Origin of the sequence: Bacillus sp. FSL K6-1284 (genome assembly GCF_038002625.1) — a bacterium.
GTDB classification, from domain to species: Bacteria; Bacillota; Bacilli; order Bacillales; family Bacillaceae; genus Bacillus; species Bacillus paralicheniformis.
Genome location: NZ_JBBOCW010000001.1, coordinates 2,319,608 through 2,332,087, shown reverse-complemented (window position 1 = coordinate 2,332,087; position 12,480 = coordinate 2,319,608). Strand labels below are relative to the sequence as shown.

Genomic DNA, 12,480 nt, shown 5'->3' with positions numbered 1-12,480 from the left:
AACATATTTTGATAATGAAGAATGAAACTCAAGGAAGGGAGAAGTGCTTATGTCTTACTGCAAACCGCGCGTTCTGCCGCCAGTTGTGCATCCTACCAGGTACTGTGAGGATCACAGATACTCTAAAACGATCGTTCCTCACATCCATCCGCAGCATATTAAAAAAGTGGATCATCAGAAATACGAGCATGTTCACTATTATCCGCATTCTTATTCAAACTATAAGCCGGTTTATCATGATCACTCTTACTGCGGTAAACCTTGTAATCGCTACGAAAAATACTAACCTTTCCGGAAGAAAAAGTTCTTCTCATGAAAAAAGGCCGTAAGAAGCGTCCTAATGGTGCTTCTGCGGCCTTTTTTTCATTTAGTTCCTGCAACCTTGCAAAGTCCCCTGCAAAACAGCTCGGCCGGCCTTTTTCGTCTTCGAATTGAAAGGACGCACTTCGACTCGGGTATTCACAGTCAGCTCTGACGATATTTCGTCAAATTTGCCCGCCCAAAGACTTCCGCCAAACCAGCTTGGCGCGTCTTCCCGGACGAGATGCATGGTGAAGCGCCAGCTGATCTGGTCCGGTATCCGGGCCATTCCTTCATATTGATCATAATCTCCAAATGAAGCAGGGGCCGGAAGCCAATCGGCGTAGATGCCGACGCTTCGCCGTTCCCTGACTGGACTGTCAGGTGCTTCGGTATACGGTTTTTTCACTTTTGCAATTAAAGCCGTTCCACGGGCATTGGGAATATCCTGGGCTGGATGAAGAACGACGCTGCATGGATAAGGTATTGGTGCGGCAGGCTGCGCTTGGATCGCCGCCGCAGGCAGCATGAGGACAAGCGACAGCGCAAGACTTCCCAAGCGTTTCATCATTGAACCACCTCCGTATCTTGAAATAGTCTAACCAGTCACACCTTTTCAAATTCTTCACCTTCAGCCGCCAGGACATTCACCTATTGACATTTTGGGAGTACCTTATGGTAAAAGACACCATGATTGGGGGCGACGGCATGGGATACTTTGTTCAGGCAGAATCAGGCGTTAACCTGTACGTAGAAGACATTAATCCTCAAAGCCGCAAAACAATTGTATTTTTGCACGGCTGGCCATTAAGCCATCTGCAGTTTGAATATCAATTTGACGATCTTTCACAAAAGGGATACCGCTGTATCGGCATTGACTGGCGGGGATTCGGGCGTTCGGATAAGCCGGCGACGGGCTACAATTACAACCGTTTGGCTGACGATATCCGCGCTGTCGTTGAGACGCTTCAACTAAACCGCTTCACGCTTGCCGGTCATTCAACCGGCGGCGCCATAGCACTTCGCTATATGTCGCGATACAGGGGTTCCGGGGTCTCAAAGCTGGTTTTGATCGATGCAGCGGCACCTGTGGGATTTACAGAAGAGACGGCAGCCAAATTGCTTCAGCAAGCGTCTCACGATCGTCCTAAGATGATGCGTGAAGTGACCGACACATTTTTCTTTCAATATATTACACAACCGTTCTCGGACTGGTTTTTTCAATTGGGATTGCAGGCGGCAGGCTGGTCAACAAAAGCGGTCATCGACATGCTGAGAGATGAGAAACTGTATGATGATCTTGGAAAAGTCGCTGCTCAGACCTTGATCATTCACGGTGTTCAAGACAAGGTGATTCCGTTTGCACAAGCAAAGGAACTCAACCGCAAAATAAGAAATTCATATCTTGTTCCGTTTCAATACAGCGGACACGGTCCGTTCTGGGAGGAACGCGAAATGTTCAACCGTATTTTAACGCAGTTTATCGGTTGATTCTATACCGAGGAGCTGCCGCCACATAATGTTCAAAAAGCAGAAAGGAATATTTTGGATAACGTGTTATGATGATAATCACCGAGACTGCTTCTACAGTTTGTAGCGTAAAAATACCCGAATAATTTTGCATTCCAGGGAAGAGAAGAATCGCAATTTTTACTAGGGTGAATCTCCGTTTTGCGCAGAAGCAGAAGGAAGCATGACGTTTCTGAGGGGGAATGGAATTTAATGAAGTCAATTCAAGCAATCACCGTTCATTCAAAGCAATATATTGTAGGTGAGCCATGCCATCCGCCAGGATTTAAAGACGAAGCGACCGTTATGAAAATTACAGAAAAAAACAAGTTCTATGGATTAATCAGAGGCTTTGTTGTTCATTTCGATACAAAAACAGAGCTGCATATTCATACAGAGCCCGTCAAGGTATATTGGAGATGAAGGACTTTAAGCGAACATTTAAAGTATTCGTTTAGTGTCTTTTTTTAACTCCGGAAGCAAGGGGTATTCAACCGGCGGATGCTTCAGGGTAATCAAGCAGATTTTCCAAACACGATCTTCAGAAAATGAACGGGCAAAAATAGGGACAAAGTATAGGTACTTATGCAGTCAGGCTTTAGCTTTTCAGCATAATGTACTAGTGAATCTATAAAATGAAAGGAGCGTGTACACATGTACTGCAAAAAACATCATGAGCCGCATGTTTACCCTACGAAATATTGTGAGGATCATAAGTATTCAAAGTCTGTCGTTCCTCATATTCATCCGCAGCATACTAAAAAAATTGACCACCACAAATATGAACATGTTCATTACTATCCGCACACTTATTCACATCATAAAGACGTTTCGCATGAACACTATCATTGCGGAAAACCTTGCAAAGGCTTTGAAAAAAAGTCGGACTATGGCCATTGCTATTAATAAAAGCTTGATTATACCATATTTTGATCGCAGTTAAATATACGTTCACTCATTTCACAGACCATAGCTTTTTTATGGTCTGTTTCCATTTGGGAGGTAGTAACCGTATATCGTGATTGCGAGCAGTATGAAAGCAGAATTTACGATAAATACACAACGCATCATTGCAATTTAAACAACCGCTGTTTCCTGCAATTCACCTTTCTTCTTTTTCTAACGTGATCGTGTACTCCATCTCTTCCATCTAGCTCAGAAGGCGGATTTTCAAGTCGCACAATACATATTAATATCATTTATACCTTTTTTATTTTAAAATGGTACATATAGGATGTTGTTTTTTCTAGTTGGCTGGGAAGAAAGGAGAACCGTTATGAAAAAAACACTTTTTCAAAATGCAACGATTGTAACTCTTGATCCGCAGCTTCATACGATCGAAAAAGGGGACATGCTGATTGAAGGCTCCGTCATTCTGGACGTTGCCGAGTCGATTGCACCGGGAGACGCTGAGATTGTTGATGCCTCCAACATGCTGATCATGCCTGGATTTGTCGATACACACCGCCACGTATGGGAATCTGTGATCCGCGGAATCGGAGCCGACTGGTCCCTGCAAACCTATTTAAACCGGATTTATTATGGCAATTATGGATCAATGAGAAGGCCTGAGGATGATTGGGTCGCGAACTATTTAGGAGCGCTTGAGGCGCTTGAGGCAGGGGTCACAACTTTGCTGGACTGGACGATGATTGAATCGCCTGATCATACGGACCAGCTGATTGCGGGACTGAAAGACGCCGGCATTCGCGCAGTATTCGCTTTCGGAACATCCGGTGATGCCGAATATTGGGACAGAGACAGTGATCTTTCGAATATGGACGAAGCGAAACGGGTAAAAAAAGCATATTTTCAATCGAAGGATCAGCTTTTGACGATGGGGCTTGCCATTCGCGGTCCGGAGTTTTCTTCATGGAAGACATCTGTGTTTGAAATCGAAACGGCCCGGGAACTTGATGCCTTATGCAGCATGCATATTGCGTTTGGCAACTGGGGAGCGAAAGATCGTTCGATTGAGAAGCTGAATCAAGCCGGGCTGCTCGGTCCCGATTTAAATATGGTGCATGCCAATGCGATGAGTGAAGAAGAAATGAAAATGCTTGCGGCTCACGGAAGCTCGATTTCTGTGACACCAGAAATTGAGATGATGATGGGGCACGGCTATCCTGTTACAGGGCTCGCCTTAAAAAACAGGGTTCTTACTGCACTTGGGGTTGATGTTGTGACATCGACGGGAGGTGACCTTTTCGCACAGATGAAATTTGCCCTTCAAGCAGAGCGTGCAAAGCGCAATGAAGAGCTGTTGAAAGAAGGGATCATGCCTGGTCCCGAATTGAGCATATCGGCCGAACAAATCTTGAAAGCAGCGACCATTGACGGGGCGAGGGCATTAAGGCTCGATCATAAAATCGGCTCGCTTTCCCCCGGCAAAGAAGCTGACTTTATCATGGTGAAAACGGACAGCGTCAATTTGCTCCCTTTGACTGATGCGGTGGGGGCCATCGTCCAAAGCGCGCACACCGGAAATGTAGATTCCGTATATGTCGCAGGAAAAGCAGTGAAACGAAACGGTCGATTGGTTGATGCAGATCTTGAAAAGGTGAGACAAAAAGCGCTGGAAGCTAGAGACCATATCTTATCCCGATCCCCTGAAGGCGCCTATTGATCTTTCCTTTGAAATTCAGTGATAAACTTACCTTGCTTGACTTCAGAAGGCCGCTCTTCGGGAATTGTTTCTGTTTGAAGACCAGCTTTTTGGTTTAGTTTTCAGAGAAGAGTATGTATGGAAAAGGTTATGATGATGTTATAACCTTTTCCTGTCGCTTATAAGTTTTGATTAAAAGGGGATATAATTCACGCCATTAAGCATTTCTCTCCACAGATGATCATTAGACTGCCAGATTTCACGATCTGGAAGTGTAACCGCGCATATTCTTTTTAATGGCCAATTCTGCTCGACAATTCCTTTAACTTTTGAGTGATTGATAAGGAGTACCCTGAAGTCGTTTTGTACTAAATCCGATAATACGGACTCCAGTTCTTGAGCCTCCTTGTAGGTTCCGTTAGTTCTGACAAAAAGGATCCGATTAGCGGTTGACATCTTTTCATAAAATCTGTTGATTCTTCTATTGAATTTTTCCATCACTTCATTGTATGTGGCAAGATGTTCGAGTGTATTTTTATCTGCTTTAAAATCATGAGCTGAATCGACATGATAATAATCATCTGTTAAAGAGATATAACGGTCAGTAGTATAAACACCTGTTGAGTAGCCTGTTACCCTTAGATTTTGGGGTGCCATAAAATTTGAAAAGCGATTCTTTAAAAGACGGTTCAGTTCGGTCAGGGAAGAGGTGCCGACCCAGTCTAAAGGACCTGCATACGGCCTTAAATTGTTTTTCCTAAGCTGAAGAGCAGTTAAACAGAGGTGGCCTAATCCGAAAATGGCATTATAGTCTCCTTTTATATCATTCAAATTCATAATCTTAACTCCTTTTGTGGATTAATTTCCAACAATCTATTTAGTATTCTATGTTTTATAAAAGGGTTGAGTAACAACAGTTGCCTACATTGAGGTCTCGGAACAGGAGAGTTTAAAGAATGGGGCGGAAACATAAATAAAAAACAACGTAAAAGTTGTTTTTTAAAGGGAATCTTTTATCTGTAATAAAAGGATGTCTATAACAGAGTCATTCAAATTCTTTAGAATAGCTGAAATGTCTAAAACCAGCCTTCTTGTTTGTTCGTTATCAAGGATTAAATCTTTATGATGGGAAATAATAGATTCCAAAACAACGGCAAGTTCGACACCATTCTCAATATTTGCTATCAATGAGCTTTCTTTTATTTTTGTCAGAAGCCAATTTAAATCATCCAAACCTTCAATAGGGTAGTAATGAATCTGATACAGATCGGCTGCCGAATTTTCAGTCAGAATCTGTTCCGCTTTTTCTTTTGTGATGGCATCTTCCGAATAGACATAGGGAATATCTGCATTCCCAGAATGTATGCCTCCCGTATGTCCGCAGCGGTCATCATCAATGGAGTCATCTGTATAAAGTTTAGAGAGAAATTCTCCAAATGAGCCGGCTAATCTAAAATCCTCTTCAAATTCTGAGTCAAAATAGTGAACCGGCGGATTTTCTTTCGTCTCCCTGTAGTCAAGCGCTATCCACGTATGGCCGTCTCCATGAATAAGGACCAGGTTGTCAGGCAGTCCCCATTCTTTAATAAAGGCTTTACTCTCGAGAATTCCATCCTTTTTCCCTATGCCTAATAAGTAGTCAAACTGGACATGATCTTTAGCCCAGGAGGTGGGCCGTTCAGAAGGGAAGGCGTTAAAATTGATATAGCCACCATTTTGTTCAAGAATAAGCGCTTTATATTCCTCCGGAAGTCTCACACCTAACTTTTTTTCAGCTTTCAGAATGCCTCTCTCTGATATGCTTTTTAAAGTGTACGGATCTTCGTCTTCGTATATCCAAAAGTTTTTCAAATGATTCCCCCACATTCGTTTATATCAGTATCTATCATGCAAAATGCTGCTCGGGCCTTTATGCTTGTATTGCCTTCCTGCAGTCTTTTATAACGGCTATCTTTGGCTGAAGACCGAGAAATTATCATACGTTTGCGGAATAGCTCCGTATGTTCCTTTAATACGAATATCTTTACATTCACCTTCGGTATTCTCAAAATAAAGCCTGTAAGCCCTAGGCATCAATGTGATGACATCCTGAGCAGTTCGATCAGGCCAGTTCCCTTCAAAATCTTTAATGCTTAAACTCATAAACCTGCCGGAAAGATGCATCATCTGAATTTTAATCGTTGTTTTGCAGTTTTCTGCATTAAAAATCGTAAACTTGTAGCCAATATGCCAGTGAGAAACGTTAGAGTCGCTATAGGGAATGTCCTCCACATGAGTTCCCGTAAACGTAAGATTCAGCTTGTGCGGGAACGAATAAGCTTCAGCACTGCTCCCAAAACTGAAAAATCCACAAAATAACACCATGACCAGCAAAAAGCGTTTCATTCAAAACCCCCTCCTTTTTCCATTTTATTGTAGCATAGATGAGTTGAAAAAGATGGAAGTTTTTTGAGGGAGAAGCACAAAACCAAAAATCGCGTATGGCTTTGATAGGGTGTAAAAGCCTCTCCAACTTTTTTTAACCGGATGGTCGAGCAGCCATGAAATTGAAGATCTTGGTTTGACTTTTGCTGTAGGGGTTGATGAAGGCCGAGAGACTGCCCTTGAAAAAATTTATTTAAATGGGCGTCAATGATCCAAAGAAAGATCGAATCACCTTGACATACCAATATGTTAATCCGTACACAGCAGGAGCCCAGATTGCCGGGCATGATGAATGCTGGAACGAGCTATTTGCTTCAAACGTTATCGGTGTCAATAGGGAAATCAAATATGCAGGAGCTGCAGCCATTAACGACCTTGGTTTACTAGATGAAAAAGATGTAGACGGGACCATGTGGATCAAAGGGAAAGGGATAGGCGGTACTGTCAAAAACTATGAAAAACAAAAAACTGACGGTCATGGCAGTCAGTGAAAGGGATAGAAGGAATGGGTGGAAAGTTGATCATAAACAGCAAGTGACTGTTCAGAAAATTGAATCGTGGGACTAGGGGCTGCCGATTTCACCTTTGGCTCCCCCTAGATTGTTGATTGCAAGAAACAGCTTCTTGTCCTACCGACGAAGGAAAAGAAATATGGAACATGAAAAATCAAAGAATTTTAAAAAATGTCGATCCGGCCGTTTATATTATTCTCCTTCAATAGGGAAAAAACGGTTTTACCGTAATTTCAAAATGACCCGCAGGTCTAGATTTTCCGTTTAAGATTAGCCTTCCCGTGTTTGGAGAGGTTTATGTTGGCTATGTCCAAATAGTTTATTTAATCTGCCATTCTTTAATGACAAGTGTTGAAGAGCCGCTGTCAACAATCGGATCAGAATTTCCGATCTCTGTTGCTTCCTTGAGAGACTCTGCGCTGATAAGATAAGCGCCCCCGGAAGCATCGCTGAAAGGGCCAAACATTTCCAAGCGGTTCTCGGCTTTAAGCCTGTCCAAAAATTGATAATGGGCTGGCACATATTGATCTTCAAAATTCTCGGTTCTGGTTGTTATGAGTAAATATTTTTTCATCGTAGCACGCCTTTCTGTCAAAAGATGACTTTATCTTAGCACAAATATATAGAAGATTCATATAAAAGTTCGATCGGCGGAAGGCGTAGCTGCTTTCCTTTCGATTGCGCCACATTGGCAATGATTGAAAGTGATTTTGAAGTAAAGGAGTGGAAGACCAAGGAGACGGGATTTGAATTTCATGAAAAGAGTGGCACGGATAATAATAGGGAAACAGGGAATAAAAAAATAGATATTTTGTTATTCGGCCATCACTTTTGATGTTACTGAATGATTAATTTGGGACTTGAGAACATCGATACTTTGTTAATCTAAGCGGAACTAACTTACTTTTTAAGTTAGTTCCGCCGTTCAAATGACTAATCCAGATTTTGATCGATCGTTCCTTCAAAATAGTCATCACTGACTTGTTCATGAGTTTCAGCCAATCCTTTTTCCAACTGCGTGGCTCCTTCATAATCCGAGGGGTCAAAATATTTTCCTGCCACATCCGTGCTGTCATTCATGTTTTCTTTGTTATCAGTTTCAGTATTAACGTTCTCTGTCTTAGCATTGCTGTCTAACGATTGCTGAGAATCGTATTCCTTGTCTGCTGAAGAAAATCTTTTGTAGTCATCGGGTCTGTCTGCTCCATGTTTTTGCGTCACGTTTATCACTCCATATTATTGAATTTTATGTTTCCTTTAAAATTAGACAGGGGCATCTGAAGACCATTTCAGTCTGATGATCATTCAATACAATGGTTTCACTCCTTTGCGAATTGTGCTGAAATATCAACTCTTTTTATTGTGTCTGTTGAGGTGGTATTCATTCGCTTTTTCGGGAAATCAATCTTCAACCCTATATCAAGGGAAAGAGAACAGGCGCACAAAAATCATAAAGCAAAACCGGGCGTGCAGCAGGAACGACGCCGATCCTTTCAATGGCAGACATCAAACAGGATAACTTCCTATTCGATGATTAAGGCTTATGTATTTAAGAACATGTGAACTTGCTTTAATTCGTTGGGCGCCTTCACTGGGGGATAAAAGTGGAAAAAAAGCGAGTTGAACTCTGGAATGTATATTTTCCTGCCTGTTTATGCTTTTTTGTTTCTATATGATGAAATGGTTGTTTTCAATGATGCATATGAACCAATAGCTGCGTAACCATAGAATCCGCCCATAAATACTCCAGCTATGAGGCTGTGTCGATGGCTTATGCAAACAGATATGATTAAGCCTAGTGCGATCGCAATTGATGGGACATACTTTTTGGGAACCTTGAGAAAAATTTTAATTATCTGTGTGACGATCAAAATAATTGGCACTGCTATAACAGCATCCCAAAAGTTTGTATGAATGATTGGAAAATCCAAAAAAGACACCACCTTTTTCATCAGTATTTCTTGATTTGCTGAAAAGTATTTAACCCGAGCAGCAGAAAAACTTACGGATCGCATAAATGAGGCAGTATATCAGCTTCAAGAAACATCACAAGCGCTCTCAGTCATGATGTTGTTGTTTAGCTTAGAAATAAGTTTTGAATTATCTTTTTGCAGCCGTTTCATTAGCGGCATTTTTTATGCGCTTGAAATTCTTGATTAAAGAATAGTTGAAAGGATTTATTCACCAATTCCTTTCCGTATAGTGGTAAACTCTTAGTTGGTCATTACTTTTGTCATACATTTTTCGGGAAGCGAGGTATTGCATATGATCGGTTCAATACTTGGAGAAACGCTGGCTTTAGATATCATGAAAGTTGATTTATCGATGAAGAAAGAATTTTTGACAGAGCTGAAAGCTTGCCGTAAAGAGTTAGAAAAAGACAAAACGGAGTTCTCTGATTCTAAAAAGACGATCACCGAACCACAGTTGTCGTCTCATTCGTGGCAAGGCAGTCTTGCTGACTCCTTTAACCGTATTCGAGGCCTGATGAAGACTGCCTACAATGACATCAGCGGAAAACAGCTTTCTGATGTTTTAAGCAAAATCGATGAACGAATCAAATCTTTAGAAGAGGATATTCAATCGCTCAGCCAGGAAGTTCGTTCTTTAGAGAAAAAGATTGAGAACGCGAAGCGCGAAGCAAGGAGTAAATGAAAAATGGGTCAAGAAATAAAAGTAAATACTGGGGAAGTCAAACAAGCGCTTTCTAATTTGAAGCATTCCAGCCATTCCATGAAAGCATCGGTTCCGACAGATATCAAGGGCCAGAATCAGCTTGATGCGACGAAGAAGATAGAGGAATTGAATCGGGCGATTCATAAGATCGCTTCTTCCTATGCCTCTGCCTTCTCAAAACAAGCCGCCCAAACGGAATCAGCAGTCGAAGGAATGCAGGGCACCGACAAACAGCTGGCTTCTTCAATGAAAACAAAATAGAGGAGAATGCCATGAAGACTCTTGATGTTCAGGCGTTGCACAAAGCCATTGATCAAACGTTGGAAGAGCAGAAGAAATTGAAAAGCAGATGAGGTGAATCATTTTATGACATTCTCAAAAATTAGTAAATTTATTGAAGAGAATAAACATGAGGCAATATTTACTGGAGGCACGAATGAAAATAATATAAAGTGGATCGAAGAAACACTTCAAGTTGAATTGCCGGAGAGTTATAAATGGTTTTTAAAAAACTATGGCTCAGGTGGAATTTTCGGCGTGGAAATACTTGGATATGACCTTGAGGGTGCCTATGTTGTAGAGCAAACTGAGGACTATAGGAAATATTATAATTTACCTGATGGGATAGTTGTAATAGAGTATGTTGACGAGTTCTCCTATTGCCTCGATACAAATAAAATGGAAGACGGAGAGTGTCCTGTAATTGTATGGGCTAATGACGGAGGTTACGGAAATGTAGTAGCACATAATTTTCTAGAGTTTTTCATGAAAGACCTTAAGGAGTCTAAAGAAAACTGGGAAGAAGACGAAGATTGGGACGATGAAGAATAATTTAATATATTCAAGCACTTATCTCAGATCGAGTGCTTGTTTTATGTTCAGGGGATAAAACTAGAGAAAAGAAAAACGAACGTGAATATTAAGTCAAAGACGAAGAGGCTGCGGACACTGATCTTTTGCACATGTTGTGCAGCTGATTGGCGGCCGCTTTTTAATGCCGGGGACACACCTTTCCATAATCAAATGATGTATCGAATGAAGATGAAGATCGTCAGGGTTACTGGTGAAGCGGCTGAGTCTATGCAGTATGTAAGATTTAGTAGCCTTTCAATGCTTTCTTCTTTCTTTTTTAAAAATTATATGTCATAGTACCGATATAATGATTAAGTAGAATTGAAAGAGTGATGTCCATTGTTATCTTTAGGAAATATTATAACAATAGAATTTGAAAACGAAATTCAAGAATATGTCCTTGCGAAAAGTAAAGTGTTATCAATTGAAGACAATGTTTTAAGAGTGCATTATCCTGTTGATGAAGAAACGGGGAGAACTGTTATTATTCCAACAAATACAGCGGTAACAGTTCATTTTATAAATGAGCAACAAGTCCCATATAAATTTAATAGTGTAATAAAAGGCCGAGAAATTTATCAGGATATACCTGTACTAAATATGTATTTACCTGAAGAAGTTCAAATGAAAAAAGTTCAAAGACGGCAATTTTTTAGAGTCAATACAACGCTTCCCGTCACTGTTCGCTCATATGGATCTGGCTCAATGTTTAAAACATATACATCAAATATCAGTGCTGGAGGCGCTGCGTTAATCATTGAAGAAACGCAAAAACACGAACCGGAAGATGATTTGAAGCTAAGTATCCATCTGCCAAATGAGGGACATGATGAAGATGTGATTGACGTCCATGCTCAAGTTAAACGCACTTACATTGATCGCAGAACAAACAAACAGCTCATGACAGTTGAATTTATCAAGATGAATGAACATGATGAGCAAACCCTTGTACATTATTGCATAAAATTGCAATTGACAGAAAGAAGGAAATTGAAAACTGAATAAATGGAAGTTTAGGAATACAGTGATCTGCCTGATATCCCTCAATTAATTCAGAGGAGATGTTTCGTCCCCGCCATATACATTTATGGAAACCTGTTGGCAAGTTGGCGTCCAACTCTGCCAACAGAAGTCATCAACTGCACTGAAGTGTAGTGATCCTTCATATGTAACAGATATTCTGCATGAAAACGGCAGATCGACAAGCAACACCGTCGGTGAAGCAGTGGAATCCTAGGCTGCGCCGGCCGATTTCAAGGTCAAAAAAGAAGCTTGAGTTCTCGTCGCATAAGCTTGGAATGCGTTATCAAAAAAGGTGACATAACCGGGATTTAATGGTCGCGACCGCTGAACCAACGAAAAAAAGAGAAGCCTTTTTTCTTCTGCCAATGAAGAAAAAGGGCTTTTTAATTTGCTGAAAAACTTCTTTTTTTGAAGCAAAAGTACCAAACACCAGTAGAAAAAGGCGGTCGTAAGATTTCTGTGAGCTCTCGTCTGGCAGAATCGAATACGAATTGAAAAAAGGTTGAGAAATTGCTTGATGACAAATTAAAACCGATCAAGACTTAATTAAAAAAGGCCGTTTGGGATGGCTTATTTTAA

The 12,480-nt window shown here is 41.1% G+C and carries 17 protein-coding genes; 10 read left to right on the top strand and 7 right to left on the bottom strand.

What is annotated here, in order from left to right:
• Positions 1-49: 49 nt before the first annotated feature.
• Positions 50-286 (top strand): CotD family spore coat protein, encoded by a 237-nt coding sequence (locus tag MHB72_RS11920; protein ID WP_023857337.1) that lies wholly within the window; start codon positions 50-52, stop codon positions 284-286.
• Between the two features lie 81 nt (positions 287-367).
• Here the strand turns inward: MHB72_RS11920 and MHB72_RS11915 are convergent, their stop codons facing one another.
• Entirely contained in the window at positions 368-871 is a 504-nt protein-coding gene (locus MHB72_RS11915; RefSeq protein ID WP_031305168.1) for a hypothetical protein, read from the bottom strand.
• A 137-nt stretch (positions 872-1,008) separates the two neighbouring features.
• Between MHB72_RS11915 and MHB72_RS11910 the strand changes: the two genes are divergently transcribed.
• From MHB72_RS11910 to MHB72_RS11895, 4 genes are all read left to right on the top strand, one after another.
• Complete coding sequence (locus MHB72_RS11910; protein ID WP_039072832.1) at positions 1,009-1,791, top strand: alpha/beta fold hydrolase; 783 nt, start codon at positions 1,009-1,011, stop codon at positions 1,789-1,791.
• A 231-nt stretch (positions 1,792-2,022) separates the two neighbouring features.
• A complete protein-coding gene (locus MHB72_RS11905; protein ID WP_020451793.1) occupies positions 2,023-2,232 on the top strand; it encodes a hypothetical protein in 210 nt (69 codons plus the stop codon).
• Between the two features lie 231 nt (positions 2,233-2,463).
• The gene (locus MHB72_RS11900) at positions 2,464-2,715 is read left to right on the top strand and encodes a CotD family spore coat protein (RefSeq protein ID WP_216920240.1); all 252 of its coding nucleotides are present in this window, start codon (positions 2,464-2,466) and stop codon (positions 2,713-2,715) included.
• A 370-nt stretch (positions 2,716-3,085) separates the two neighbouring features.
• Positions 3,086-4,435: an amidohydrolase family protein gene (locus MHB72_RS11895; protein ID WP_216920241.1), complete on the top strand. Its 1,350-nt coding sequence runs from the start codon at positions 3,086-3,088 to the stop codon at positions 4,433-4,435.
• Positions 4,436-4,606: 171 nt separating this feature from the next.
• Here the strand turns inward: MHB72_RS11895 and MHB72_RS11890 are convergent, their stop codons facing one another.
• From MHB72_RS11890 to MHB72_RS11880, 3 genes are all read right to left on the bottom strand, one after another.
• A complete protein-coding gene (locus MHB72_RS11890) occupies positions 4,607-5,251 on the bottom strand; it encodes a DUF1796 family putative cysteine peptidase (protein ID WP_020451790.1) in 645 nt (214 codons plus the stop codon).
• Positions 5,252-5,413: 162 nt separating this feature from the next.
• Positions 5,414-6,265, bottom strand: coding sequence for an SMI1/KNR4 family protein (locus tag MHB72_RS11885; protein WP_105978779.1), 852 nt, complete (start codon positions 6,263-6,265; stop codon positions 5,414-5,416).
• Positions 6,266-6,361: 96 nt separating this feature from the next.
• The gene (locus MHB72_RS11880) at positions 6,362-6,799 is read right to left on the bottom strand and encodes a hypothetical protein (RefSeq protein ID WP_216920243.1); all 438 of its coding nucleotides are present in this window, start codon (positions 6,797-6,799) and stop codon (positions 6,362-6,364) included.
• 272 nt (positions 6,800-7,071) lie between these two features.
• Between MHB72_RS11880 and MHB72_RS11875 the strand changes: the two genes are divergently transcribed.
• Positions 7,072-7,329, top strand: a complete 258-nt coding sequence (locus MHB72_RS11875; protein ID WP_231006185.1) for a hypothetical protein — start codon at positions 7,072-7,074, stop codon at positions 7,327-7,329.
• A gap of 340 nt (positions 7,330-7,669) precedes the next feature.
• Here MHB72_RS11875 and MHB72_RS11870 read toward each other — a convergent pair whose 3' ends face one another.
• The 3 genes from MHB72_RS11870 to MHB72_RS11860 all read right to left on the bottom strand — a co-directional run bounded on the left by MHB72_RS11870 (position 7,670) and on the right by MHB72_RS11860 (position 9,281).
• Positions 7,670-7,924, bottom strand: coding sequence for a YciI family protein (locus tag MHB72_RS11870; protein WP_020451787.1), 255 nt, complete (start codon positions 7,922-7,924; stop codon positions 7,670-7,672).
• Positions 7,925-8,283: 359 nt separating this feature from the next.
• Positions 8,284-8,571 (bottom strand): YozQ family protein, encoded by a 288-nt coding sequence (locus MHB72_RS11865; protein ID WP_020451786.1) that lies wholly within the window; start codon positions 8,569-8,571, stop codon positions 8,284-8,286.
• A gap of 431 nt (positions 8,572-9,002) precedes the next feature.
• The gene (locus tag MHB72_RS11860) at positions 9,003-9,281 is read right to left on the bottom strand and encodes a hypothetical protein (RefSeq protein ID WP_039072786.1); all 279 of its coding nucleotides are present in this window, start codon (positions 9,279-9,281) and stop codon (positions 9,003-9,005) included.
• 334 nt (positions 9,282-9,615) lie between these two features.
• Between MHB72_RS11860 and MHB72_RS11855 the strand changes: the two genes are divergently transcribed.
• The 4 genes from MHB72_RS11855 (at position 9,616) to MHB72_RS11840 (ending at position 11,883) form a co-directional block, all read left to right on the top strand.
• Positions 9,616-10,005, top strand: a complete 390-nt coding sequence (locus MHB72_RS11855) for a YwqH-like family protein (protein WP_020451783.1) — start codon at positions 9,616-9,618, stop codon at positions 10,003-10,005.
• A gap of 3 nt (positions 10,006-10,008) precedes the next feature.
• Complete coding sequence (locus tag MHB72_RS11850) at positions 10,009-10,287, top strand: YwqI/YxiC family protein (protein ID WP_216920245.1); 279 nt, start codon at positions 10,009-10,011, stop codon at positions 10,285-10,287.
• A gap of 105 nt (positions 10,288-10,392) precedes the next feature.
• Positions 10,393-10,857, top strand: coding sequence for an SMI1/KNR4 family protein (locus MHB72_RS11845; protein WP_216920247.1), 465 nt, complete (start codon positions 10,393-10,395; stop codon positions 10,855-10,857).
• A gap of 360 nt (positions 10,858-11,217) precedes the next feature.
• Positions 11,218-11,883 (top strand): flagellar brake protein, encoded by a 666-nt coding sequence (locus MHB72_RS11840; protein WP_216920263.1) that lies wholly within the window; start codon positions 11,218-11,220, stop codon positions 11,881-11,883.
• Positions 11,884-12,480: the final 597 nt, after the last annotated feature.

What these genes read in the sequence shown, in the direction of transcription:
- MHB72_RS11920 (WP_023857337.1), top strand. Translation starts at nt 50, where the DNA reads ATGTCTTACTGCAAACCGCGCGTTCTGCCGCCAGTTGTGCATCCTACC.
- MHB72_RS11915 (WP_031305168.1), bottom strand. Translation starts at nt 871, where the DNA reads ATGATGAAACGCTTGGGAAGTCTTGCGCTGTCGCTTGTCCTCATGCTG.
- MHB72_RS11910 (WP_039072832.1), top strand. Translation starts at nt 1,009, where the DNA reads ATGGGATACTTTGTTCAGGCAGAATCAGGCGTTAACCTGTACGTAGAA.
- MHB72_RS11905 (WP_020451793.1), top strand. Translation starts at nt 2,023, where the DNA reads ATGAAGTCAATTCAAGCAATCACCGTTCATTCAAAGCAATATATTGTA.
- MHB72_RS11900 (WP_216920240.1), top strand. Translation starts at nt 2,464, where the DNA reads ATGTACTGCAAAAAACATCATGAGCCGCATGTTTACCCTACGAAATAT.
- MHB72_RS11895 (WP_216920241.1), top strand. Translation starts at nt 3,086, where the DNA reads ATGAAAAAAACACTTTTTCAAAATGCAACGATTGTAACTCTTGATCCG.
- MHB72_RS11890 (WP_020451790.1), bottom strand. Translation starts at nt 5,251, where the DNA reads ATGAATTTGAATGATATAAAAGGAGACTATAATGCCATTTTCGGATTA.
- MHB72_RS11880 (WP_216920243.1), bottom strand. Translation starts at nt 6,799, where the DNA reads ATGAAACGCTTTTTGCTGGTCATGGTGTTATTTTGTGGATTTTTCAGT.
- MHB72_RS11870 (WP_020451787.1), bottom strand. Translation starts at nt 7,924, where the DNA reads ATGAAAAAATATTTACTCATAACAACCAGAACCGAGAATTTTGAAGAT.
- MHB72_RS11855 (WP_020451783.1), top strand. Translation starts at nt 9,616, where the DNA reads ATGATCGGTTCAATACTTGGAGAAACGCTGGCTTTAGATATCATGAAA.
- MHB72_RS11850 (WP_216920245.1), top strand. Translation starts at nt 10,009, where the DNA reads ATGGGTCAAGAAATAAAAGTAAATACTGGGGAAGTCAAACAAGCGCTT.
- MHB72_RS11845 (WP_216920247.1), top strand. Translation starts at nt 10,393, where the DNA reads ATGACATTCTCAAAAATTAGTAAATTTATTGAAGAGAATAAACATGAG.